Here is a 24098-nt window from a genome sequence, read left to right on the forward strand (position 1 = left end):
ATTCTTCTTTGCGAGCAGAAGCGAACCGTCCCCATGACTGACCGTCGTACCTTTCTCAAACAGGCCGGCATCCTTGCCGCCAGCCTGCCGCTGGGCGCTGCCGTTCACGCCTCGGCGCCAGGCGCCGCAGCGATTGCGACAGCCGTGCCGAAGGACAAGTGGGCGCAACTGCGCCAACTGTTCAGTCAGGATCCCGCCTACCTGCACTTCTCCAACTTCCTCATCACTTCGCACCCGCGCCCGGTGCAGGAAGCCATCGACCGGCACCGCGCAACCCTCGACCGCAACCCGGGCTTGATGATGGATTGGGACCTCGAGGAAACCTGGAAGCACGAGGCCGAGGTGCGCGAATGGGCCGGGCGTTATCTGCAAGCCAGACCGGCGCAGATTGCCCTGACGGGCAGTACCACCGAAGGTCTCGCCGCGATCTACGGCGGTATTCATGTGCGTGCGGATCAGGAGATTCTCACTACCGTTCACGAGCATTATTCGACCGAGTTCAGCCTCGACTTCCGGGTGAAGAAGCAAGGCACGCAGGTTCGCAAGATCAAACTGTTCGAAGACGCCCATCGGGTCTCGACAGAGGAAGTGCTGAGCGCGATTCGCCGGGCGATTCGCCCCAACACTCGGGTGTTGGGCATGACGTGGGTGCAATCGGGCAGCGGCGTGAAACTGCCCATCGGCGAGATTGGCCAACTGGTCGATGAGGTCAACCGCACGCGCGCCGACGCCGACCGGATTCTCTATGTGGTCGATGGCGTTCACGGCTTTGGTGTGGAAGACCTCAGCTTCCCGGACATGCACTGCGATTTCTTCATTGCCGGCACCCATAAATGGATGTTCGGCCCGCGCGGCACCGGGATCATCTGTGCCCGTTCCGAGCAGCTCAAGGACGTCACGCCAAGCGTGCCGACGTTCTCTCAAGACACCGATTTCGCCACCAGCATGTCACCCGGCGGCTATCACGCCTTCGAACATCGCTGGGCGTTGAGCGAAGCGTTCAAGTTGCATCTGCAACTGGGCAAGGCCGAGGTGCAGGCACGCATCCATGAACTCAACACGTATCTCAAGCGACGCCTGCAAGAACATCCGCAGATCGAACTGGTGACGCCGCTGAGCCCGGCCCTGTCGGCCGGGTTCACCTTCTTCCGGGTCAAGGACCGCGACTGCGACAAGATCGCCGCCTACCTGATGAAAAACCGCGTGGTGGTCGATGCCGTGGAACGCGACGTCGGGCCGGTGGTGCGCACCGCGCCGGGCCTGCTCAACACCGAAGCGGAAATTGATCGATTCATGACGCTGCTGGTCACGCAGCTATGACCTTCACGACTGTTGCCTTCCCTTGCTCGAGACCCCACATGAACAGTGACATGCTTATCCCAACGCGACACGTCCCGACCTTGAAACTGCTGGCGGGGCTGGCGCTGAGCGCATCGCTCGCCGGCCTGTTGCCGGGCACCGCCGCGGCCGCCGAACCGCTGCCGGCGGGCAAGGTGTTCAAGGACTGCAAAAATTGCCCGGAAATGGTCGTGTTGCCCGCAGGCAAATTCACCATGGGCACCCCGGAAACCGAAGTCGGCCGCGAGCCCGACGAAGGCCCGATGCATGAAGTGACGTTTGCCAAGGCATTCGCCATGAGCCGCTTCCAGATCACCGCCGGTGAATGGGACAGCTACGTCAAGGAAACCGGGGTGAAGATCGCCAACGGCGATACGCGCCCGGGTCGCGAATGCGTGGCAAGCAAGCCACGCTATAAACAGGAACCGCGACAACCCGCGGTGTGCATGGACTTTGCCGACGTGCAGGCGTATGTCGCCTGGCTGTCGAAAAAGACCGGCCAGAACTACCGCATGGTCAGCGAAGCCCAACGCGAATACGCCGCGCGCGCCGGCTCGACCGGGCCCTTCCCGTTCCCGTTCGACGCAGAGGGCGAATACAGCATCGCCAAGCATGCCAACACCTACGGCCCGACCGATGGCTACAGCTTCAGCTCGCCGGTGGGTAGCTATCCGCCGAACGCCTTTGGCGTGTACGACATGCATGGCAATGTCTACGAATGGATCGCCGACTGCGAACATCCCAACTATGTTGGCGCGCCAACCGATGGCAGCGCCTGGGTCGAACCCGGTTGCGAGTCGTACAACATCCGCGGCAACGACTGGGGCGAAGCGCCGGTATTCTCGCGCTCTGGCAACCGCAACAATATCTACCCCTCCACCCGGGGCGACTGGATCGGCTTTCGCGTAGTGCGCGATCTCTGAAACGCGCCGCAACGACAAGATCCGGGTGGGAACGAGCTTGCTCGCGAAAGCGCACTGTCAGCTACAGATGCGTCGCCTGACCTGACGCCTTCGCGAGCAAGCCCGCTCCCACAGGTTTTTGTGCCGAACCCGGTCAGAACCATCACCATAAGCCTGTGTGGGAGCGAGCTTGCTCGCGAAAGCGGTGGGTCAGGTGGCGAAAATGTTGGCTGTGCTGGCCTCTTCGCGGGCAAGCCCGCTCCCACAGGTTCTTGTGCCGAACCCGGTCAGGGACACCATCACAAGCCAGTGTGGGAGCGGGCTTGCTCGCGAAAGCGGTGGGTCAGGCGGCAGAGATGTTGACTGTGCTGGCCTCTTCGCGGGCAAGCCCGCTCCCACAGGTTTTCGTGCCGGACCCCGGTCAGGAGCATCACCACAAGCCAGTGTGGGAGCGAGCCTGCTCGCGAAAGCGGTGGGTCAGGCGGTGGAGATGTTGACTGTGCTGGCCTCTTCGCGGGCAAGCCGCTCCCACAGGTTCTTGTGCCGAACCCCGGCCAGGGACATCACCACAAGCCTGTGTGGGAGCGAGCTTGCTCGCGAAAGCGGTGGGTCAAGCGGTGGAGATGTTGACTGTGCTGGCCTCTTCGCGGTCATTCTCGCTCCCACAGGTTGTTGTGCCGAACCCGGTCAGGAACATCACCGAAAACCACTGTGGGAACAAGCTTGCCGACTCCCACAGCCTTGACGACCTGCGGGCCACCGTCAGTCGCTGAACGTCTAAATTAAGCGCGTTACCAGACGTTCTATTGGGTATCTGTCTCCACGACCCAAGGAACTGTTCCCCCATGTCCCAGCCCCCACGCGGTGCCATCCACGAATTGCTCACGCTTCTCAGGCCCTTCAGGCTCGTCGTCATTGTGTCGATCCTGCTGGGCATGGTCGGCGGCCTCAGCGTGACGGTGCTGCTGGCGACGATCAATTCGGCGCTGCATTCCGAAGCCGGCCTGACCCAGGGTGTCGTCGCCCTGTTTGCCGGGCTCTGCCTGCTGGCGCTGCTCAGTTCGATCTGCTCGGACATCGGCACCAACTTCGTCGGCCAACACATCATCGCCACCTTGCGCAAACAGCTGGGCGAGAAAGTCCTGTCGGCACCGATCGAGCAAATCGAGCGCTATCGCAGCCATCGCCTGATCCCGGTGCTGACGCACGACGTCGACACCATCAGCGACTTTGCCTTCGCCTTCGCTCCGCTGGCGATTTCCCTGACTGTGACGCTCGGTTGCATGGGTTATCTGGCGATGCTGTCGTGGCCGATGTTCCTGATCATGGTGGTCGCGATCATCATCGGCACTGGCATTCAGTATTTCGCTCAGGGCCGAGGTATCCAGGGCTTCATGGCCGCGCGTGACGCCGAAGACGAACTGCAAAAACACTACAACGCCATTGCCGAAGGCGCCAAGGAACTGCGCATCCACCGGCCGCGCCGTCAGCGCATGTTCGTTGCCGGCATCAAAACCACGGCCGAGTTCATCTGCCGCACGCAGATCCGCTCGATCAACACGTTCGTGATCGCCAAGACGTTCGGCTCGATGCTGTTCTTCGTGGTGATCGGCCTGGCGCTTGCCTTGCAGACCTACTGGCCGAGCGCCGACAAAACCGTCATGAGCGGTTTCGTCCTGGTGTTGCTGTACATGAAAGGCCCGCTGGAACATCTGGTCGGGACCCTGCCGATCGTCAGTCGCGCGCAAATCGCGTTCCGCCGTATCGCCGAGTTGTCGGAACAGTTTTCCTCGCCCGAACCGCACCTGTTGCTCGACGACCACGGCCAGAAAGCCCCGGCCGTTACCCGCCTCGAACTCAAGGACGTCAGTTATGCCTTCCCTGCCGTGCCGGGCAGCGAGGCGTTCCGTCTGGGCCCGGTCAATCTGACGATCGAACAGGGCGAGATCATTTTCATCGTCGGTGAAAACGGCTGCGGCAAGACCACCCTGATCAAGTTGCTGCTGGGCCTGTACCCGCCGCAACACGGTGAAATCCGCCTCAACGGGCAGCCCGTAAACGCCGAGAACCGCGACGATTACCGCCAGTTGTTCACCACGATTTTTGCCGACTACTACTTGTTCGACGACGTGGTGCAAGGCGATACGCACATCCCCGATGACGCCAACAAGTACCTGCAACGCCTGGAAATCGCCCACAAAGTCAGCGTGCAGGACGGCAGTTTCACCACCACTGACCTGTCCACCGGGCAACGCAAGCGTCTGGCGCTGGTCAATGCCTGGCTCGAAGAACGGCCGGTGCTGGTATTCGATGAATGGGCGGCGGACCAGGACCCGACCTTCCGGCGGATTTTCTACACCGAGCTGCTGCCGGACCTCAAGCGGCTGGGCAAAACCATCATCGTGATCTCCCACGATGACCGTTATTTCGACGTCGCCGACCAATTGGTGCGCATGGAAGCGGGTCGCGTGATGACGGAGCTGGCGCCGGCCTGACCGCGAAACAGTGCGTGCGGACAATCCCGTCGCTGGCGATAGACGATTTTTTCGCAGTGTGCGGGATTTATTTTTCCGGTTTCATCGGGTTGTTGCGTCTAATTATCATTAACTACAAAACTGCACACGCCTTTCAGGAGCATTTGAAGTAATGCACAGCCCATCCTTGTCCCGCGCACCACTGGCCACGGCGATCCAGCGTCAGACTCGGCGCCAGGTGATCCTGCCCCGCGCCCTGCTGACTACCCTGCTTCTGCTGGGTGCCGGTGAGGTCCTTGCGGCGCCGACCAGCATCAACGTTGCGGCCCAACCGCTGTCCAGTGCCTTGCAGCAACTCGGGCAACAGTCCAACTTGCAGATCATCTACGACCCGCAGCTGCTGCAAGGGCTGAAAGCCAACGCGGTGTCCGGCACTCTGGAGCCGGAAGAGGCCTTGCACCGTCTGCTGCTGGGGAGCGGCCTGACGTACCAGATTACCGGTAACACGGTGTCGTTGATTCCGGTCAGCGGCGCTGCCGGCGATGCCATGCAGTTGGGCGCGATCTCGATTTCCGGCAAGGCACCGGGCTCGCAGACCGAAGGCACCGGGCTGTACACCACCTACTCGTCGAGTAGCTCGACGCGTCTGAACCTGACGCCGCGGGAAACGCCGCAGTCGGTCACCGTGTTGACCCGCCAGCGTCTGGATGACCAGAAGCTGACCAACCTGACCGACGTGCTCGACGCCACCGCCGGCATCACCGTGACCCGCAATGGCATGGGCACCGAGAACGACACTTACTGGTCGCGCGGCTCGCAGATCCAGAACTTTGAAGTAGACGGCGTACCGACCTCGACGCGTCTGGACAACTACACCCAAAGCACCGCCATGTACGACCGCGTGGAAGTCGTCCGAGGCGCGACAGGCCTGATCAGCGGCCTGGGCAACCCGTCGGCAACCATCAACCTGATCCGCAAGCGTCCGACCGCTGAAGCACAGGCCAGCGTTACGGGCGAGGCCGGCAACTGGGATCGCTACGGCACCGGTATGGACGTTTCCGGCCCGCTGACCGAATCCGGCAACGTGCGCGGGCGGCTGGTCGTCGATTACAAGACCCAGGGCTCGTGGGTTGATCGCTTCAAGCAGGATTCGCAACTGGTCTACGGCATCACCGAGTTCGACCTCAGCGAGGCGACACTGCTGACCGTCGGCTTCAGCTACCAGAAAACCCAGGTCGACTCGCCGATGCGCGGCGGCTACCCGTCGTATTTCACCAACGGCGAAAAATCCCACGTTCACCGCTCGCTGAATACCTCGCCGGACTGGTCTTATAACGACCACGATCAAACCAACTTCTTCACCTCCGTCGAGCATCAGTTCGATAACGGCTGGAGCGGCAAGATCGAATACGGCCACACCGAGAACAAATTCGACCAGCTCTATGCCGTGGCCACCGGCACCCTCGACCAGGCCACCGGCTCCGGCACGGGTCTGCTGCCGGTCCGCTGGTCCGGTACGCCGCGCCAGGACAATATTGACGCCTACTTCACCGGCCCGTTCTCGCTGTTCGGTCGCGAGCATGAGTTGATCCTCGGCGTAACCGCGACCAACTACAAGGAATCCACGCCGAGCTATGGCGACTGGCTGCGTGACTACAGCTTCAACGTTCCGGACATCAGCCACTGGGACGGCAACTCGCCAAAACCGGCCACGCCTGTCGTCAGCAAGGGCCATATGGAAGAGAAGCAACTGGGTACTTATCTGACCTCACGCTTCCACGTCACCGACGACCTGACCGTCATCCTCGGCGGCCGTCTGACGGATTGGAAACGTGACACCGACACCCAGCCATACGGCGGTGAAGCGAGTACGGTGAAAGAACGTGAGACCGGTATCTTCACGCCGTACACCGGTGTGGTGTACGACCTGGATGACAACTGGTCGCTGTACGCCAGTTACACCAAGATCTTCAACCCACAGGCGTCCTACGTTCGCGACATCAACAACAAATCGCTCGCACCGACCGAAGGCAAAGGCTACGAAGTGGGCGTCAAGGGCACGTTCTTCGACGAGAAACTCAACACCAGCCTGGCCCTGTTCAAACTGGAGCAGGACAACCTCGCGGTGTGGATGTCTGACACCCAGGCTTATCGGCTGGAGCAAAGCACCGAGACCAAGGGCGTTGAACTGGAGCTGAACGGCGAACTGGCTGAAGGCTGGCAAGCCTCTGCGGGCTACGCCTACAGCGTCACCACCAACGCCGACGACGCGCGCATCGTCACCAACGCGCCGCGCCACATGCTCAAGACCTTCACCTCGTATCGCCTGCCCGGCGCGCTGGACAAGGTCACCGTCGGCGGTGGCGTGAACTGGCAATCGAAGATCGGCGAAGACCTGCGCTACTACGAGCAAGGCAGCTACGCGGTCACCAACCTGATGGCGCGTTACGACATCACCAAGAACCTCAGCGCCTCGCTCAACGTCAACAACCTGTTCGATCGCGAGTACTACTCGATGGTCTACTACGACGGCATGTACGGCGCTCCGCGCAACTTCATGACCAGCTTCAAGTACAGCTTCTGATCCCGGGCCACGGCCTGAACAAACGCACCGTCTGACGGTGCGTTTTTTTATGCCCGCCTTTCATCGGCAACAAAAAAGGCCGGAGGGGTTGCCCCGCTCCGGCCTTGGTGTGTGTGACAGGTCAGTCTTATGGGTAGAGCGCCTTGCGCAACACCTCGGTCAGCTCCTGATACACGCTTTCGATTTCACCAGTGACCATCGGCATGCGCAGGAAGTCGTGCACCAGTGCGGAGTATTCCTTGCACTGCACTGCCACACCGCTCGCCTGCAGACGTTGCGCATACGCATGGCCTTCATCGATCAACGGATCGAAGCCGGCGAGCGCCAGGTGAACCGGTGCGACACCGCGCAGGTTCGGCGCCAGCAACGGCGAGAAACGCCAGTCGGCGCGATCTTCTGCTGTGCGCGCGTAATGATCGTAGAACCACTCCAGCGTCGGACTTTCCAGCAGATAACCTTCGCTGAACAGTTCCCGCGATTCCGTGCTGCGCGACGCGTCGGTCACTGGATAACACAGCAGTTGCAGACACGGTTGCAGCGCCTGCGCACTGGCCGCCGCCTCAATCGCCAGCACCGTCGCCAGGGTAGCGCCGACGCTGTCACCGGCCAATGCCAGCCGTGAGCTATCGAGGTTCAGCGCGCCAGCCTGCTGCGCCAGCCAGGTCAGCGCGTCGGCGGCATCGTGCAACGCCGTGGGGAACTTGAATTCCGGCGCACGACGATATTCCACCGCTACCACGGCACATGGCGTGCGGTGACAGAACTCGCGGCAAATACCGTCGTGGGAATCAAGACTGCCTACTACAAAACCACCGCCGTGGAGGAACACCGTCACTGGCAGCGCCTGCTTGCTGTCGGTGACTGGCGTATAGATCCGCACCGCCAGCGAGTCACCGTCACGGGTCGGGTAACTCAGGTCGCGCGACAGCACCTGCGGTACTTGCCAGCGCATGCGCGCCGAAGATTGTTCGAACGCTTGCCGCGCCTGTGCTGGCATCTGCTGATGAAAAGCCTGCGTAGCGTCTGTCTGGTTGGCCTCGACCAAGTCGAGAAACGCAGCGATTTCCGGATTCAAAGACATTAAGGACATCCTGGTGCGGCCCGCAGGCCGCCCCTCTATCGAAGGTTTAAAAAGGCTCACGCCGACTGCGCCAGGCAGTGTTCGATCAGCGCTTGCAACTCGCGCTGGTAATCGGCCATGAGGCGCTCGACGGTGCTGGTCCGGTAACGCCGTGTGCTGTAAATGCAGCGGAACGCCAAACGGCCGTTGTACACCTGCCCCACCAGTTCCAGCCAGTTGGCCATGCCCGCGTCCATGTCATAGCTGTCGCCGATGTTGTCATCGGCCGGCACCAGCAAGGCCTGCTCGTCAAAGCTTTGATCGAACTGCCCCAGATAGTTGAAAGTCACGCGCGCCTGCGGCAGTGCCGCCAGACGCTGCGCCAGCGGCGCGCCCGCCATGTGTCGCAACGCGCCGTAGCCGACCCCCTTGTTGGGCAGACTCTGCAGTTGATCGCGCACCGTGATGATCGCCTCGCCGATATCGGTGTCGTGCCCGGGCGCCAGACGCACCGGGAACATGGTGGTGAACCAGCCCAGGGTGCGGCTCAGGTCGAGGTCCTCGAAAAGGTCTTCGCGACCATGCCCCTCAAGTTGCACCAGCACCGACGTCTCATCGTTCCAGCGGCACAGCACGCGACCCAGCGCGGTCAACAACAGGTCGTTGATCTGCGTCTGGTAAACCGCCGGTGCCTGTTTGAGCAGACTGGCGGTCAACGTTTCATCGAGGTTCATCACCGCCTCGGCGCGATGGCGCACCAGATTCTTGCCACGCGGGTTGTCACAACGCAGCTCTTTGCCGGGCTGGTCGAGGGTTTGCAGCCAGTAATCCAGCTCCTCGTCAATCAGCGTGCGGGTGTGCGCGCTGAGGTGTTCGGCCCAATCGCGAAAGCTGCTGGTGCGCACCGGCAGTTCGGGTTCGGCGCCCAGGCAATAGGCGTCGTATGCGGTTTGCAGATCCTGCAACAGAACCCGCCACGACACGCCGTCGATCACCAAGTGATGGATGACCAGCAACAGCCGCGCCTCGCCGTCCGGCAGCGTCGCCAGCAAGCCACGCACCAGAGGTCCCTCGCCCAGCTTCAGGCTGCGCTGCGCCTGATTGGCGAGCACTTCCAGTTCATCCTTGTCGGCCACTTGATGCACCCACAGCAACGGCGTCTGCCGGGCCTGTTGCCGGCACGCTTCGAGGCTCTGGTAATGCTGGGTCCAGACGCCGCCCTCGCGGACGAAGCGCAGGCGCAGCGCATCGTGCTGCTCCAGCATGGCCATCAGGCTTTTCTCCAGCGCCAGCGCATCGAGCGCCTGACGCGACCGCAGGATCAGCGCCTGGTTGAAGTGGTGCGGCGCAGCCATTTCCTCGTCGAAGAACCACTGCTGGATCGGGATCAGCGGGAACGCGCCCTCGCGCACCGCCCGAGTCTCCTCGGCGCTGGCACGGTGAACCGCTTGCTGGTCGAACAGATTACCGATGGTCTGGAACCGCATCAGGTCGCGCAGTTTCAGATCGAGTTTGAGCTGCGGATGGTTACGCGCCCGGGAGATCACTTGCAGGCTCAGAATCGAGTCGCCACCGAGTTCGAAGAAATTGTCGCTCAAGCCCACCTGCTCAACCTGCAGCACTTCTGCCCAGATTTGCGCGAGCAAGGCTTCTTCCTCGGTGCGCGGTGCCACGTACTGTTCAAGCTGCACCTGCGGCTCTGGCAAGGCTTTGCGATCGAGTTTGCCGTTGGGCGAAACCGGCAGCCGCGTCAGGCACATGATCTGCGCCGGCACCATGTAATCCGGCAAGCGTGCACGCAGTTCGCTCTTGAGCCGCTCGACAGTGCGCGCCTCATCATCGCTGTCACACACCACATAACCGAGCAGTTGCTTGCCGGACACACCGTCACGGGCAATCACCACGGCGTCGGTGACACCGTCCCGCAAGCGCAGGCAGGCTTCGATTTCGCCGAGTTCGATACGGAAACCGCGCACCTTGACCTGATGGTCGGCGCGCCCGACGTAATCCATCATGCCGTCATCCCGCAGGCGTACCAGATCGCCGCTGCGATACAGGCGACTGCCCGGCGCACCGAACGGGTCCGGCACGAAACGTTCGGCGGTGATCGAAGCTCGCCCGTGATAACCCCGGGCGACCCCGTACCCGCCGATGTGCAGTTGCCCGGACAGACCGGCCGGCAACGGATTCAGATCATCGTCCAGAATCCACAGCGAGCGCTGACCGACAACGCGCCCGATCGGCGCATACGCTGCGGCGCAAGGCTCGTCGTGGGCGGCTTTCCAGAGCATCGGGGTGACCACGGTTTCGGTCGGCCCGTAGCCGTTGGTGATGTATTGCGGACGCAGGACGTTGCGCACCTCTTGCAGGGTCTGCTCCGGCACCGCGTCACCCCCCAGGCAATAGATGCGGACCTTGGGCGCGCTCGAACCACTGGCCTGCACGTATTCGGCGACTTGCTTGAGATAGGCCGGCGGAAAACAGGCAATGTCGATCGACAGGGTCCGCAACGCGTGGCTGGTCTGCTCCGGCGTCCACAGTTCATTGTCGCGCAGCACCAGCGTGCCGCCGAACGCCAGCGTAGTCAGCCAACGTTCATGGGCACCGTCAAACGCGAACGACATGAAATGCAGTTCGCGGGTGGTGTGGTCCATTTCATACAGCTCGCGGATCGCCTGGCAGTGCATGCTCAGCGGGCCGTGGGTGACCGCCACGCCCTTGGGCAAACCAGTGGAACCGGAGGTGTAGATCAAATACGCCAGGGTGTCTTCGCACACCGCCACCGGTGGCGCCGTGTCTGGGTAAACGCTGCCGTCGAAACCATCGAGGTCAACCCGTGGCAACCCGTGCGGCAACGGCAGACGCGCCGACAATTGGCCACGACTGATCATCAGCGCCATGCCGGAATCTTCGATCATGAAGGCCAGGCGATCACGCGGATAGTCGATGTCCAGCGGCACATAGGCCGCGCCGCTCCTGAACACCGCGAGCAACGCCACGAGCATGTCCAGCGAGCGCTCCAGCGCCACGCCGATCAACACTTCCGGCCCCGCACCGTGGGCAATCAGGTGATGGGCGAGGCGGTTGGCCTGGCGGTCCAGTTCGGCGTAGCTCAGCACCTGCCCGGCACACTCTACGGCGTGGGCCAGCGGGCGATGGCGGGCATGCTCGGCGATCATCAGCGGCAGCCATTCGCGCTGCTCGCGTGGCGCCGGCTCACGACCCCAGGCTTGCAAGGCCTGCCATTGCTGCGGCGCCAGACGTTGCAGGTTGCCGAGGTATTCGTGCGGCGTGTCGAGCATCGCTTGCAGGGTGACTTCCAGGGTCTGGCGGATACGCTGCACCGCTTCGACACTGAAGCAGTCGCGCAAAAACAGGTACTCGATGGACAGCTCTTCGTTCAGATGCACCGCCAGGTCCATCGGGAAATTGGTCACGTCGTGGTTGGCCGAAGCGCCGAACCGCAAACCGCCCTTGGCTTCTTCCAGACGACGGTCGATCGGGTAGTTCTCGAACACAATAATGCTGTCGAACAACATCTGCCCGCCGTGCCCCGACCAGCGCTGAATATCCGCCAGTGGCGCGTGGGCGTGGTCACGCAGATCAAGGTTGTAGGCTTGCAGTTGCGCCAGCCAGTCACTGAGGCGTTGCGCCGGTTGCAGGGTCTGGATCACCGGCAGGGTGTTGATGAACAGGCCCAGCATGCTGTCTGCATTGGCCAGCCCTTCCGGACGCCCCGCGACCGTCGCACCGAAGGCCACGCTGCTTTGCCCGGTGTAGCGTTGCAGCACCAGCAACCACGCCCCCTGAATCAGCGTGTTGGCGGTGATGCCGTGCGCCCGGCAGTGCTGCTGCAGTCGGCGGGTCTGTTGCTCATCCCATTTGGTGTACAGCGCTTCGTGGCCGACTGCGGTGTCGACGTGACGCGGATGCATGGCCTGGCTCAGCGCCGTCGGCTCGGCCAGGGTTTGCAGATGACCGCGCCAGAACTGTTCGAGGCGTCCCTGATCCTGGCTTTGCAGCCATTCGATGAAATCACGGTAACGACCGCTGTCCCCCACCACTTCGCCGCTGGCGTAGTGCTGCAACACCTCACCGAACAACTGCGAACTGCTCCAGCCGTCCATGAGAATGTGGTGGCTGGTCCAGATCAGTTGGTGACTGTCTTCATCCGTGCGGATCAACAGCAAACGCTGCAACGGCACCCGGTGCAACTCGAAACCACGCGCACGTTCCTCACGGGCACGCCCGGCCAGACGCTGCTCGCCAATGTCCTGGCCGCGCCAGTCAAGCACTTGCAGATCGACCTCGGCGTGGTGCTGCACGACCTGGATCGGCGACGTCTGTCCGCCCTGCCAGTGGAACGACGTGCGCAGAATCGCGTGGCGCCCGATCACATGCTGCCAGGCACGACGGAAGCGCTCCGGATCCATGCCTTCGACCGGCAGGTTGATCTGGTTGATGTACAGGTCATCGCCGTCGTCGGACAGCGTGTGGAACAACATGCCCTGCTGCATCGGCGACAGCGGATAAATGTCTTCGATGTCCGCCACGGCGAGCGGCAAGGCGTCGAGTTGCGCCTGGGTCAGTGCCGCCAGCGGGAAGTCAGACGGGGTGATGCCGCGATTGCCCGGCGCGCAGCAATGCTCGATCAACGCTGCCAGCTCAAGCGCGTAGTCATCGGCCAGACGCTGGATGGTCGCTTCGTTGAACATCTCGCGACTGAAGGTCCAGCTCAACTTGAGTTCGGCGCCATACACCTGACCGCTGACTTCCAGCCAGTTGCTCAGCGGCGCCAGCGGACTTTGCTCGCGGCCGGCGCTTTCTGCCGCCGGGACAAACAGTGCAGCTTCATCGAACTGACTGTCGAACTGGCCGAGGTAGTTGAAGGTAATCCGCGCATCGGGCAGATCCGCCAGCGCGGCGCGTGCAGCCTCGTCGCCCAGGTACCGCAAGGCACCAAACCCCAGGCCTTTGTTGGGGATCGCGCGCAGTTGTTCCTTGACCTGTTTGATCGAACCGGCCAGTGGCGTCTGCGGTGTCAGGCGCACCGGGTAGAGGCTGGTGAACCAGCCCACGGTGCGGCTCAGGTCGATGCCCTCGATCAGCTCTTCGCGGCCATGACCTTCGAGCTGAATCAAGGTCGAGGCTTCGCCGGTCCAGCGGCAGATGACCCGTGCCAACGCCGTCAGCAGCAAGTCGTTGACCTGGGTGCGATACGCCGCCGGAGCCTGTTGCAGCAGTTTGCGCGTCAGCTGTTTATCCAGCTGAGTACGCACGCTCGATGCCAAATGGTTGTGAAGCCGCCCGTCGCGGTTGTCGCGCGGCAAATCCTGCGGTGCATCGAGCAACTGCCCGCGCCAGAAAGCCAGTTCGCCGGCCAGATTAACCGTGTGCGCCTGCAAGGCTTCGGCCCAGTGCTTGAACGCGCTGGTCTTGGCGGGCAGTTTCAGCGTTTGCCCGGCCTGCACTTGGCGATAAGCGTCTTGCAGATCTTCAAGCAACACGCGCCACGACACACCGTCGACGGCCAGGTGATGGACCACCAGCAACAGGCGCTGGCTGCCATCGGCCAGGCTCAGCAACATGGCGCGCAACAGCGGACCGTTTGCCAGATCAAGGCTGCGCTGCGCTTCGTCGCAAGCCGCTTCGACTTCATCGGCATGGTTCAGCGCGGTCTGCCACAACAGCGGCTGCCGGTCATCGACGGCCCGGTGTGCGGCAGTCCAGCCGTGTTGGTTTGGCGTGAAGGTCAGGCGCAAGGCATCGTGGTGACGAACCAAGGCGTGCAGCGCCTGCTCCAGCGTTTCCCCGTGCAAGGCTTGCGCAGGCTTGAGCAGCAACGACTGGTTCCAGTGATGACGCTCGGGGATGTCGGTGGCAAAAAACAGCTGTTGGAACGGTAACAGCGGCGTGCTGCCAGTCACCGGGCCCTGATCGATTTGTACAGCACCTTCGCCCAGCGAGGCGACGGTCGCCAGGCTGCGGACGGTCTGATGCTGGAACAAATCTTTGGGGGTGAAATGCACACCGGCCTGACGGGCGCGGCTGACCACCTGGATCGAAATGATCGAGTCGCCACCGAGGGCGAAAAAGTTATCGCTGACGCCGACCTGCGCAAGGCCCAGCACCGACTGCCAGATGTCCGCCAGTTGTTGCTCCATGGCGTTGGCGGGCGCCTGGTATTGCGGCTGGGCGGTACTCGCATCGGGTTTCGGCAAGGCCTTGCGGTCGAGCTTGCCGTTGGGGCTCAACGGCATCTGCTCGAGCGCCAGCCATTGGGTCGGCACCATGTATTCCGGCAGTTGCTGCTGCACGTGCGCGGCCAGCGCTTCGCGCCAATCAGTGTTCTCTTCGGCCAGCACGACGTACGCCACCAACTGCTTGCCATCGATGACCAGCACCACCGCTTCGCGCACCGCTGGATGTTCGAGCAGGCGCGCTTCGATCTCGCCCATTTCGATGCGCAAGCCGCGCAGCTTGACCTGATGGTCGATGCGTCCGGCGTATTCGATCACCCCGTTGTCGCGGTAGCGGGCCAGATCACCGGTGCGATAAATCCGCTCGCCCTTGCCATAAGGGCTGACGGCGAAACGCTCGGCGGTCAGCGCCGGACGCTGGTGATAACCACGGGCCAGGCCCTCGCCTGCCAGGTACAGCTCGCCGAGGACGCCGACCGGCACCGGTTGCAGTTGTTCATCGAGGATGTAGCAAGCGAGATTGGCGATCGGCTCACCGATCGGCACGCTGTCGCGCCCCTCATCGACACACGTCCAGTGGGTCACGTCGATGGCCGCTTCGGTCGGGCCATAGAGGTTGAACAGCCCGGCCTGCGGCAGCTTGGCGAACACCTGCTGCTGGGCGTCGGCCGGCAGCGCTTCGCCCGAGCAGACGATGCGCTTGAGGCTGGTACACGTCGCCACCTCGCCATCCTGCAGGAACGCCTGCAACATCGACGGCACAAAGTGCAGCGTGGTGATCTGTTCGCGATTGATCAGGGCCACCAGCGCCGCCGGGTCACGGTGATCGCCCGGGGCCGCGACAACCAGCCGCGCGCCGGTCATCAGCGGCCAGAAAAACTCCCAGACCGACACGTCGAAACTGAACGGAGTCTTTTGCAACACGCTGTCGCCGGCGCCCAACCGATAGGCCTGTTGCATCCAGCACAGACGGTTGGTCAGCGCCGAATGACGGTTGCCGGCGCCCTTGGGTTTGCCCGTGGAGCCGGAGGTGTAAATCACGTAGGCGAGATTTTCGCCATCGACCGTCACCGGCGGATCGCTCGCGGGATACCCTTGCAACTCGCCGACCGTGTCCAGCGCCAGGGTTTGTACGGTATCGGTCAGCGGCAAGCTGTCGAGCAACGCCGCCTGGGTCAGCAGCAACCGCACGCCGCTGTCTTCGATCATGTAGCGCAGGCGTTCCTGCGGATAATCCGGGTCGAGCGGGACGTAAGCGCCACCGGCCTTGAGCACCGCGAGCAGGCCGACGACCATTTCGACCGAACGCTCCAGCGCGATGCCCACCAGCGACTCCGGGCCAACGCCCATGTCGATCAGGCGATGCGCCAGGCGATTGGCCCGGGCATTGAGTTGCGCGTAGCTCAGACGCGTCTCGCCAAAGGCCAGCGCCGGGGCGTCAGGGGTTTGCGCGACTTGCGCTTCAATCAGTTGCTGGATGCTGGTGGTCAGCGGGTAGCTCGTCGCCGTGTCGTTCCAGCCTTGCAGGATCGCTTGGCGCTCCTGCGCGGTGAGCATCGGCAAGTCACCGAGCGCTTGTTGCGGTTGCGCGACAAGCGCCTGCAACAATGCCAACAGATGCTGGCCCATACGCTCGATGGTCGCGGCATCGAACAGATCGGTGGCGTAGATCAGCGAAGCACCGAGGCCCTGCGCCGATTCGTGGGTTTCCAGCGTCAGGTCGAGTTGCGCCTGATGCGTATCCCAGCTCATCGGTTCGACATGCAATTGTTCAAGCGACGCGTTCGCCCCTTGCGCGCCACTGGCCGTTTGATGGTTGAACATCACCTGGAACAACGGACTGCGACTGAGGCTGCGCTCCGGCGCCAGTGCCTCGACCAATTGTTCGAACGGCAACTCCTGATGCGCCTGCGCGCCCAGCGCCGCTTGCTTGACCTGTTGCAGCAAGGCACTGAATGACAGACGCGAATCGAGCTGCGCGCGCAGCACCTGGGTGTTGACGAAGTAGCCGATCAGGCCTTCGGTTTCCGTACGGTTACGGTTGGCGTTAGGCACGCCGACGCGGATATCGCCCTGCCCGCTGTAGCGATGCAGGAAAGTCTGAAACGCTGCCAGCAGGACCATAAACAGCGTCACGCCTTCACGGCGGGCGATGGCTTGCAGGCCATGGTTCAACTCAGGATCGATTTGCAGGTCCAGACGCGCACCGCGGTAACTCTGCACCGCCGGCCGTGGCCGGTCCTGCGGCAATTCCAGCACCGGTTGCTCACCGCCCAGTTGCTCGACCCAGTAGGCCAGTTGCCGTTCGCGCTCACCGGCTTCCATCCAGCTGCGTTGCCACAGCGCGTAGTCGGCGTACTGGATCGGCAAGGCCTTCAGCGTCACAGGCCGGCCGCTGCTGTAGCCGGCATACAGGTTGATCAGTTCATCGACCATCACGCGCATCGACCAGCCATCGGAGACGATGTGGTGCTGGACCAGAATCAACACATGATCCTCGGTCCCCAGCTGCAGCAGTTTTACCCGCAGCAACGGCCCATCGGCCAGATTGAACGGCTGCTGGATTTCGGCTTCGATGAGCCGTTGCAAATCGGCATCGCCGGTATCGGCGGGCAGATTCTGCCGGACGATGCTCAGCAAGGCGTCCTCGGCAATCACTTGCCGCGGGCGTTGGCCGTCGTCGACGAACACCGTGCGCAAGGTCTGATGGCGTTCGATCAGGCTGTCGAAGGCGCTTTGCAGCGCCATGACGTCAAGCATGCCACGCAGGCGCAGCGCCATCGGAATGTGATACGCGGCGCTGGTCGGCTCCAGTTGCCAGAGAAACCACTGACGTTCCTGCGCATAACTGAGGCCCAGGGTGTCGAACGCCGACTGCACTTCGGGAATCGGCAGGTTGGCCGGCGACACGCCCTCGGCAAGCATCTTGGCCAGGTATTCCTTGCGCTTTTCCAGCGGCAGGGTAATGAAACGGCGGGCAATCCGCGTGGCGACGTTAACGTCCATTCACGCGTCCTCCATTTCATCGAGCAGGTCTTCGAGCAGGCTCAGTTTCGATGCCGTGACCTGTTCGCCGTGGCCTTGCAGTTGCGCCACCAGATCGCCGAGTACCGGGTACTGGAAAATGGTTTGCGGGAGCAGCTTCATACCGAGTTCAAGTTGGATGCGCGACACAATGTTTATCACCAGCAGGGAGTGACCTCCCAGTTCAAAGAAATGGTCGGTCAGACCGACCCGATCGAGTTTCAGCACGTCACTCCAGATTGCCGCGACTTGTTGCTCCAGCTCACTGACCGGGGCGACATAGGCGCGCTGCGACTGGCTGGCATCGACCGTCGGCAGGGCCTTGCGATCGAGTTTGCCGTTGGCGGTCAGCGGCAGTTGCTCAAGCAGCAACAGGTGCGCCGGGACCATGTAGTCCGGCAGATCCTGACGCAGGCGCAGGCGCACCTGTTCGCGCCAGGCGCCCTGCTCCAGCGGATCGAGCGCTGACGCGGCGACGATATACGCCACCAACTGCACGCCGCCGGCCCCCGGTTGATCGAGCACCACCGCTTGGCGCACGTCTGGCAAGGCCAGCAAACGCGCTTCGATTTCGCCCAACTCGATGCGGAAACCGCGGATCTTCACTTGATGGTCGATGCGCCCCCGGTACTCAATGCGTCCGTCTGCGCAGTACCGCGCCAGGTCGCCGGTGCGGTACAACCGCTGCCCTGACGTGCCGAACGGGTTCGGCACAAAACGCAATGCACTGAGGTCGGTGCGGTTCAGATAACCGCGCGCCAGGCCGGCGCCCGCCACGTGCAGTTCACCGATGCAACCCCGGGCGACCGGATTGAGATCGGCATCCAGCACGTACCACGACAGGTCGGCAATCGGCGCCCCCAACGGGCTGCCGACGGCAGTCTCAAGGTCGGCCAGCGACAATGGTCGATAGCTGACGTGCACAGTGGTTTCGGTGATGCCATACATGTTGACCAGTTGTGGCGCGCGGTCGCCGAAACGTTCGAACCACGGCCGCAGGCTCTTGACCTCCAGCGCCTCGCCGCCGAACACCACATAGCGCAGCGACGGCTGCAACCCGGGCGCCGATTCGCAGGCGACCTGCATCAGCTGCTTGAACGCCGACGGCGTCTGGTTCAGCACCGTCACCTGCTCGCGACAGAGCAAGGCATAGAAGTCCTGCGGTGAACGACTGATGTCCTGCGGCACGACCACCAGACGCCCGCCATGCAGCAATGCACCGAAAATTTCCCAGACCGAAAAGTCGAACGCGTACGAGTGAAACAGCGTCCAGCAATCCTCAGGGCCGAACTTGAACCCGTCTTGCGTGGCCTCGAACAGACGCAGCGCATTGGCGTGGCTGAGCAAGGTGCCCTTGGGCTTGCCGGTGGAACCGGAGGTGTAAATCACATAGGCCAGGTTGGCGCAGTCGATGCTGATTTGGGGATCATGGTCCGGCTGGCCTTCGCCGCCATCGTCCAGTGACAAACGCATCACTTGCGGGCCGGTCGCGACGTGGTCGAGAACACCGTGACCACTCAACAACAGCCCGATGCCGCTGTCCTCGATCATGTAGTGCAGGCGCTCGGCCGGGTATTGCGGGTCCAGCGGCAGGTAGGCGCCGCCAGCCTTGAGGATCGCCAGCAAGCCGACAATCATCTCCACAGAGCGCTCGGCTGCGAGACCGACCAGCACGTCAGCGCCGACGCCGCGCGCCATCAGCGCATGGGCCAGACGATTGGCCCGGCGGTTGAGTTCGGCATAACTCAGTTGCCGTGCGTCAAGGCTCACGGCAATCGCGCTCGGCGCCTTGCGTGCTTGCGCTTCGAACAAACGGTGCAATGGCTGCTGCGGGTTCCAGTGCTGCGGCGCCGGGTTCCAGTCGCGCAGAGTCTGCTCGATCGTCGCCTGTTCAAGCATCGGCAACTCGCCGATCAATTGTTGCGGCTGCTGGCAAATGCCGCGCAGCAACGCCTGCCAATCCATGGCCATGCGCGCGACGGTGGTGGCGTCAAAGAGGTCGGCGGCATACACCATCGAGGCGTAGAGACCCTCAGCCGACTCTTCGGTATTGAGGGTCAGATCGAACTGGGCCATCAAGCTGTCCCAGTTCACTTCGCTGATCTGCAGGCTGTGCAGTTGCGCCAAGGCGCTGGTGCGACGGGCCTTGGCCTGATGGTTGAACATCACCTGAAACAGTGGGCTGCGACTGAGGCTGCGCTCCGGTTGCAGCACTTCAACCAGTTGCTCGAAAGGCAAATCCTGATGGTCCTGTGCGCCGAGCGCCGCTTGCCGGACTTGTTGCAGCAAATCGCTGAAACGCACCCCGCCGCTGACGTCGGCGCGCATGACCTGAGTGTTGACGAAGAAGCCGATCAGGCCTTCGGTTTCGACTCGGTTGCGGTTGGCGACGGGCACACCAACACGGATATCGTTCTGGCCACTGTAGCGGTGCAGCAAGGTCTGGAACGATGCCAGCAAGAGCATGAACAGCGTCACGCCTTCGCGGCGGGCCACTTCGTTCAACGCGTCACTCAATGCGCCATCCAGCGCCAGTTCAAAACGTCCACCGCGCAGACTTTGCGTGGCCGGGCGGGGACGATCCAGCGGCAGTTCCAGCAGCGGTTGCTCGCCGCCCAATCGGGCCAGCCAGTAATCGAGTTGACGCTCGCGTTCGCCGGCCTCCATCCATTGGCGCTGCCACAGCGCATAGTCGGCGTACTGGATCGCCAGCGCCGGCAATTGAGGCGTGTCGCCACGGCTGTAAGCGGCGTACAGCGCAATCAGCTCATCGACCATCAACTGCATCGACCAGCCATCGGAGACGATGTGGTGCTGGACCAGCACCAGCACATGGTCGTCAACGCTCAGTTGCAGCAATGTGGCGCGCAGCAACGGGCCTTGTTGCAGGTCGAACGGCCGGCTGATCTCGGCTTCGACCCGTGCCTTGAGGGCGGCGGCGTCGCTGTTGGCGGCCAGGCTGTGGGTTTCGATCGCCAGGCTGAACGGCGCCAGAATCGATTGGCGAGTGCCGTCGGCGTCTTGCAGGAACTGCGTGCGCAGGCTTTCGTGACGCTCGATCAGTGTGTCGAAACTGCGTTGCAGCGCGGGTTGGTCCAGCGGCCCGCGCAGACGCAGCGCGGTCGGAATGTGATAGGCAGAACTGTCGCGGTCCATGTGCCACAGGAACCATTGGCGTTCCTGGGCGTACGACAACGGCAACGGTGCGCCGCGTTGCACCGCCACCAGCGGCGGTTGCTGCGCTGCCTTTTGCGCCTCGCTCAGATACGCGCAAAAGGCGCCGAGGGTGTTGTGTTCGAACAGCGCCTTGAGCGGCACGTCGCGCTGCAAGGTCTGGCGCACCCGTGACAGCACCTGAGTGACCAACAGCGAATGGCCACCAAGCTCAAAAAAGTTGTCGCTCATCCCTACACGTTCAAGCTTGAGTACCTCGGCCCAGATCCGCGCGGTGTGCTGCTCCAGTTCGCTGACCGGCGCAACGTAACGTTGCTGCATCAGACTGGCGTCGGGCTTGGGCAGACCTTTGCGGTCGACCTTGCCGTTCGGCGTCAGGGGAATCTGCTCGAGCACCAGCAAGTACGCCGGAACCATGTAATCGGGCAGGCTGCGCTTGAGGCTGGTGCGAATCTGCTCACGCCAGGCACTTTCCTGCGCGGCGTCAACGGTTTGCGCGGCGACGACGTAACCAACCAGTTGCGCGCCGTTCGGGCCGTCCTGCGCCAGTACCACCGCCTCGCGCACCGAATCGAGCGCCATCAGCCGCGCTTCGATCTCGCCCAGCTCGATGCGGAAACCGCGCACCTTGACCTGATTGTCGACCCGCCCCTGATAATCGAATACGCCATCGGCCCGCAGACGCACCTGATCGCCACTGCGGTACAGGCGCGCGCCCGGTTCGCCGAACGGGTCCGGCACGAACCGCTCGGCAGTCAGCGCCGCACGGTCCAGATAACCACGGGCGACGCCATAGCCGCCCAGGTACAACTCGCCGGCCACGCCTTGCGGCACCGGGTTGAGTTCGGCGCTGAGCACCCAGGTGCTGCGCTCGCCGACGCGCTGGCCGATGGACGCATACGCCGCGCCGCAGGCGGTATCGCGATCGGCTTTCCACAGCAGCGGCGTGACCACGGTTTCGGTCGGGCCGTAACCGTTGATGATGTGTTGCGGCGCCAGGGCGCGACGCACGCGCTCGAAGCTGTCGTTCGGCACCGCGTCGCCGCCGAAACAATAGATGCGCACCTTCGGCGGATGGCCTTCGCTCTCGGCGAACTCCGCCAACTGCTGCAAATAAGCCGGAGGGAACGCGACAACGGTGACACCGTGACGCTGCATCGCGCGGTAAGTCTGCTCGGCAGTCCACAGGCTGTCGTCACGCAACAACAGGCTTGAACCGTGGGTCAGTGGTGTTATCCAGCGCTCATGCGCGCCGTCGAACGCGAACGACATGAAATGCAGTTCGCAATCGTCCGGGGTCATCGCATAGCGCTGACCGATCGCCTGGCAATGCATGGCCAGCGGACCATGGGCCACGCAGACACCTTTGGGCTGACCGGTCGAACCCGAGGTGTAAATCACGTACGCCAGGCTGTGTTCGTGCACCTCGACCGCCGGCACCGTATCGGGAAATTCGCCGGTGTCCAGGGTATCGAGGCAAAGGTTCGGCAAACCCGCCGGCAACGGCAACTGAGTGATCAGGCTGGAGTCGGTGAGCAACAGCGCCATTCCCGAGTCGTCAATCAAATAGGCCAGACGCTCGCGCGGGTAACTGGCATCCAGCGGCACGTAGGCCGCACCGGCCTTGAGCACCGCCAGCATTGCCACGAACATCTGCGCACTGCGCGGCAACGCAATGCCGATGCGCACTTCCGGCCCCGCGCCGGCGATTTGCAGACGCCATGCCAGGCGATTGGCTGCCGCGTCCAGTTCGGCAAAACTCATTTGCTGCTCGCCACAACGCACCGCCACAGCGTGCGATTGGCTCGCGGCGATGCGGGCAAAGCGTTGGTGCACCGCCAGCCGCTCCATCGGCAGCAACGCGTTGCTCTGTTGCAGTTGCGCAAACTCGTCGCGGCCGAGCATCGGCAACTCGCCAATGCGCTGGCCACTGTCGACCACGATTCCGGCCAGCAGGTTCTGCCAGTGCTCGGCCATGCGCGCAATGGTAGTGGCTTCGAACAAGTCAGTGGCAAACACCAAAGAGGCGCTGAGGCCTGCGGCGGATTCATACGTGTCGAGGGTCAGGTCGAACGGCGCGGTGTGGCTGTCCCAACGCACCGGCTCGACGTTCAACCCCGGCATTTGCAGCGGTTTGTGCGTGGCCGGCGCTGCAGTCTGGTGGTTGAACATCACCTGGAACAACGAACTGCGGCTGAGGCTGCGGGTCGGCGCCAGCGCTTCGACCAATTGCTCGAACGGCAAATCCTGATGCGCCTGGGCGCCGAGCGCGTGCTGCTTGACCTGCTGCAACAGCTCGCGGAACGGCAGCTGTTCGTCGAGCTCGGCACGCAACACCTGGGTGTTGACGAAGAAGCCGATCAGACCGGCAGTTTCGCTGCGATTGCGGTTGGCAATCGGCACGCCGACGCGAATGTCGCCCTGGCCGCTGTAGCGATGCAACAGGGTCTGGAACGACGCCAGCAACAACATGAACAAGGTCACGCCTTCGCGCCGGGCAATCTCCTGAAGACCTTTGCTCAAGGCCGGTGGCAAGTCAAAGTCGAGGCTGCCACCGCGCAAACTCTGGCTCGCCGGACGCGGATGGTCCAGCGGCAGCTCCAGCACCGACGCCTCGCCAGCGAGGCGCTCGGTCCAATACGCCAATTGCCGCGCGCGCTCGCCCGCCTCCATCCAGCTGCGCTGCCACAGCGCATAGTCGGCGTACTGGATCGGCAGCGGCGCCAACGTCACCGCGTGGCCGCGACTGAGCCCGGCATACAACTGGATCAGCTCATCGACCATGATTTGCATCGACACGCCGTCGGAAACGATGTGGTGCTGCACAGCGACCAACACATGTTCCGCGGGTGCCACGCGCAACACGCGAATCCGTAGCAGTGGCCCTTGCAGCAGATCGAACGGCTTAGCAATTTCCGCCTGAATCAGCGCCTTCAACGCAGCGTCGTCAATGCCCTGCACATCCTGCACCGGCAATGCCAGTTCAAACGGCGCCTGAATGCTTTGCAGCACCCGGCCCTGTTCGTCGAGAACGAAGCCGGTACGCAGGCTTTCGTGACGCTCGATCAGCGCCGCGAAGCTTGCCTGCAATGCCGGCAGGTCCAGCGCCCCGCGCAGACGCAGGGCGGTGGGAATGTGATAAGCGGCGCTGTGCGGCTCCATCTGCCAGAGGAACCACTGCCGCTCCTGGGCATAGGAAAGCAACAGGGGCTCGTCGGCACCACGCCGGAAAACCGGGGCGATGCCGTAGAGGTTGACTCCCTGTTTGCCCAGTAGAATCGCCAGCGCCTTGCGTTTCTCGGGAGAAAGCGCGCCTACCGATTCAATCAACTCCTGCATGCC

7 protein-coding genes are annotated in these 24098 nt (G+C 62.9%); 4 read left to right on the plus strand and 3 right to left on the minus strand.

Annotated features, from left to right (window positions below; translation table 11 throughout):
* Positions 1–33: 33 nt before the first annotated feature.
* The 4 genes from pvdN (at position 34) to HU739_RS08340 (ending at position 7298) form a co-directional block, all read left to right on the plus strand.
* Positions 34–1320: a pyoverdine-tailoring periplasmic protein PvdN gene (gene pvdN / locus HU739_RS08325; RefSeq protein WP_186550988.1), complete on the plus strand. Its 1287-nt coding sequence runs from the start codon at positions 34–36 to the stop codon at positions 1318–1320.
* A 50-nt stretch (positions 1321–1370) separates the two neighbouring features.
* Positions 1371–2261 carry a dihydropyoverdine dehydrogenase gene (pvdO, locus tag HU739_RS08330; protein WP_186550987.1) on the plus strand — a complete coding sequence of 297 codons (891 nt, stop codon included), beginning with the start codon at positions 1371–1373 and terminating at the stop codon, positions 2259–2261.
* A gap of 824 nt (positions 2262–3085) precedes the next feature.
* On the plus strand, positions 3086–4735 hold the full coding sequence (locus HU739_RS08335; protein WP_186550986.1) for a cyclic peptide export ABC transporter: 1650 nt from the start codon (positions 3086–3088) through the stop codon (positions 4733–4735).
* A gap of 151 nt (positions 4736–4886) precedes the next feature.
* The gene (locus HU739_RS08340; RefSeq protein ID WP_186550985.1) at positions 4887–7298 is read left to right on the plus strand and encodes a TonB-dependent siderophore receptor; all 2412 of its coding nucleotides are present in this window, start codon (positions 4887–4889) and stop codon (positions 7296–7298) included.
* Between the two features lie 127 nt (positions 7299–7425).
* Here HU739_RS08340 and HU739_RS08345 read toward each other — a convergent pair whose 3' ends face one another.
* From HU739_RS08345 to HU739_RS08355, 3 genes are read right to left on the minus strand one after another with little or no spacing between them, the layout of a single operon-like run.
* Positions 7426–8379 carry an alpha/beta hydrolase gene (locus HU739_RS08345; RefSeq protein ID WP_186550984.1) on the minus strand — a complete coding sequence of 318 codons (954 nt, stop codon included), beginning with the start codon at positions 8377–8379 and terminating at the stop codon, positions 7426–7428.
* 56 nt (positions 8380–8435) lie between these two features.
* Positions 8436–17564: a non-ribosomal peptide synthetase gene (locus HU739_RS08350; RefSeq protein ID WP_186550983.1), complete on the minus strand. Its 9129-nt coding sequence runs from the start codon at positions 17562–17564 to the stop codon at positions 8436–8438.
* Positions 17565–24095 (minus strand): non-ribosomal peptide synthetase, encoded by a 6531-nt coding sequence (locus HU739_RS08355; RefSeq protein ID WP_186550982.1) that lies wholly within the window; start codon positions 24093–24095, stop codon positions 17565–17567.
* Between the last annotated feature and the right edge of the window lie 3 nt (positions 24096–24098).

It is taken from the genome of Pseudomonas hamedanensis (genome assembly GCF_014268595.2).
Classification (GTDB): Bacteria; Pseudomonadota; Gammaproteobacteria; order Pseudomonadales; family Pseudomonadaceae; genus Aquipseudomonas; species Aquipseudomonas hamedanensis.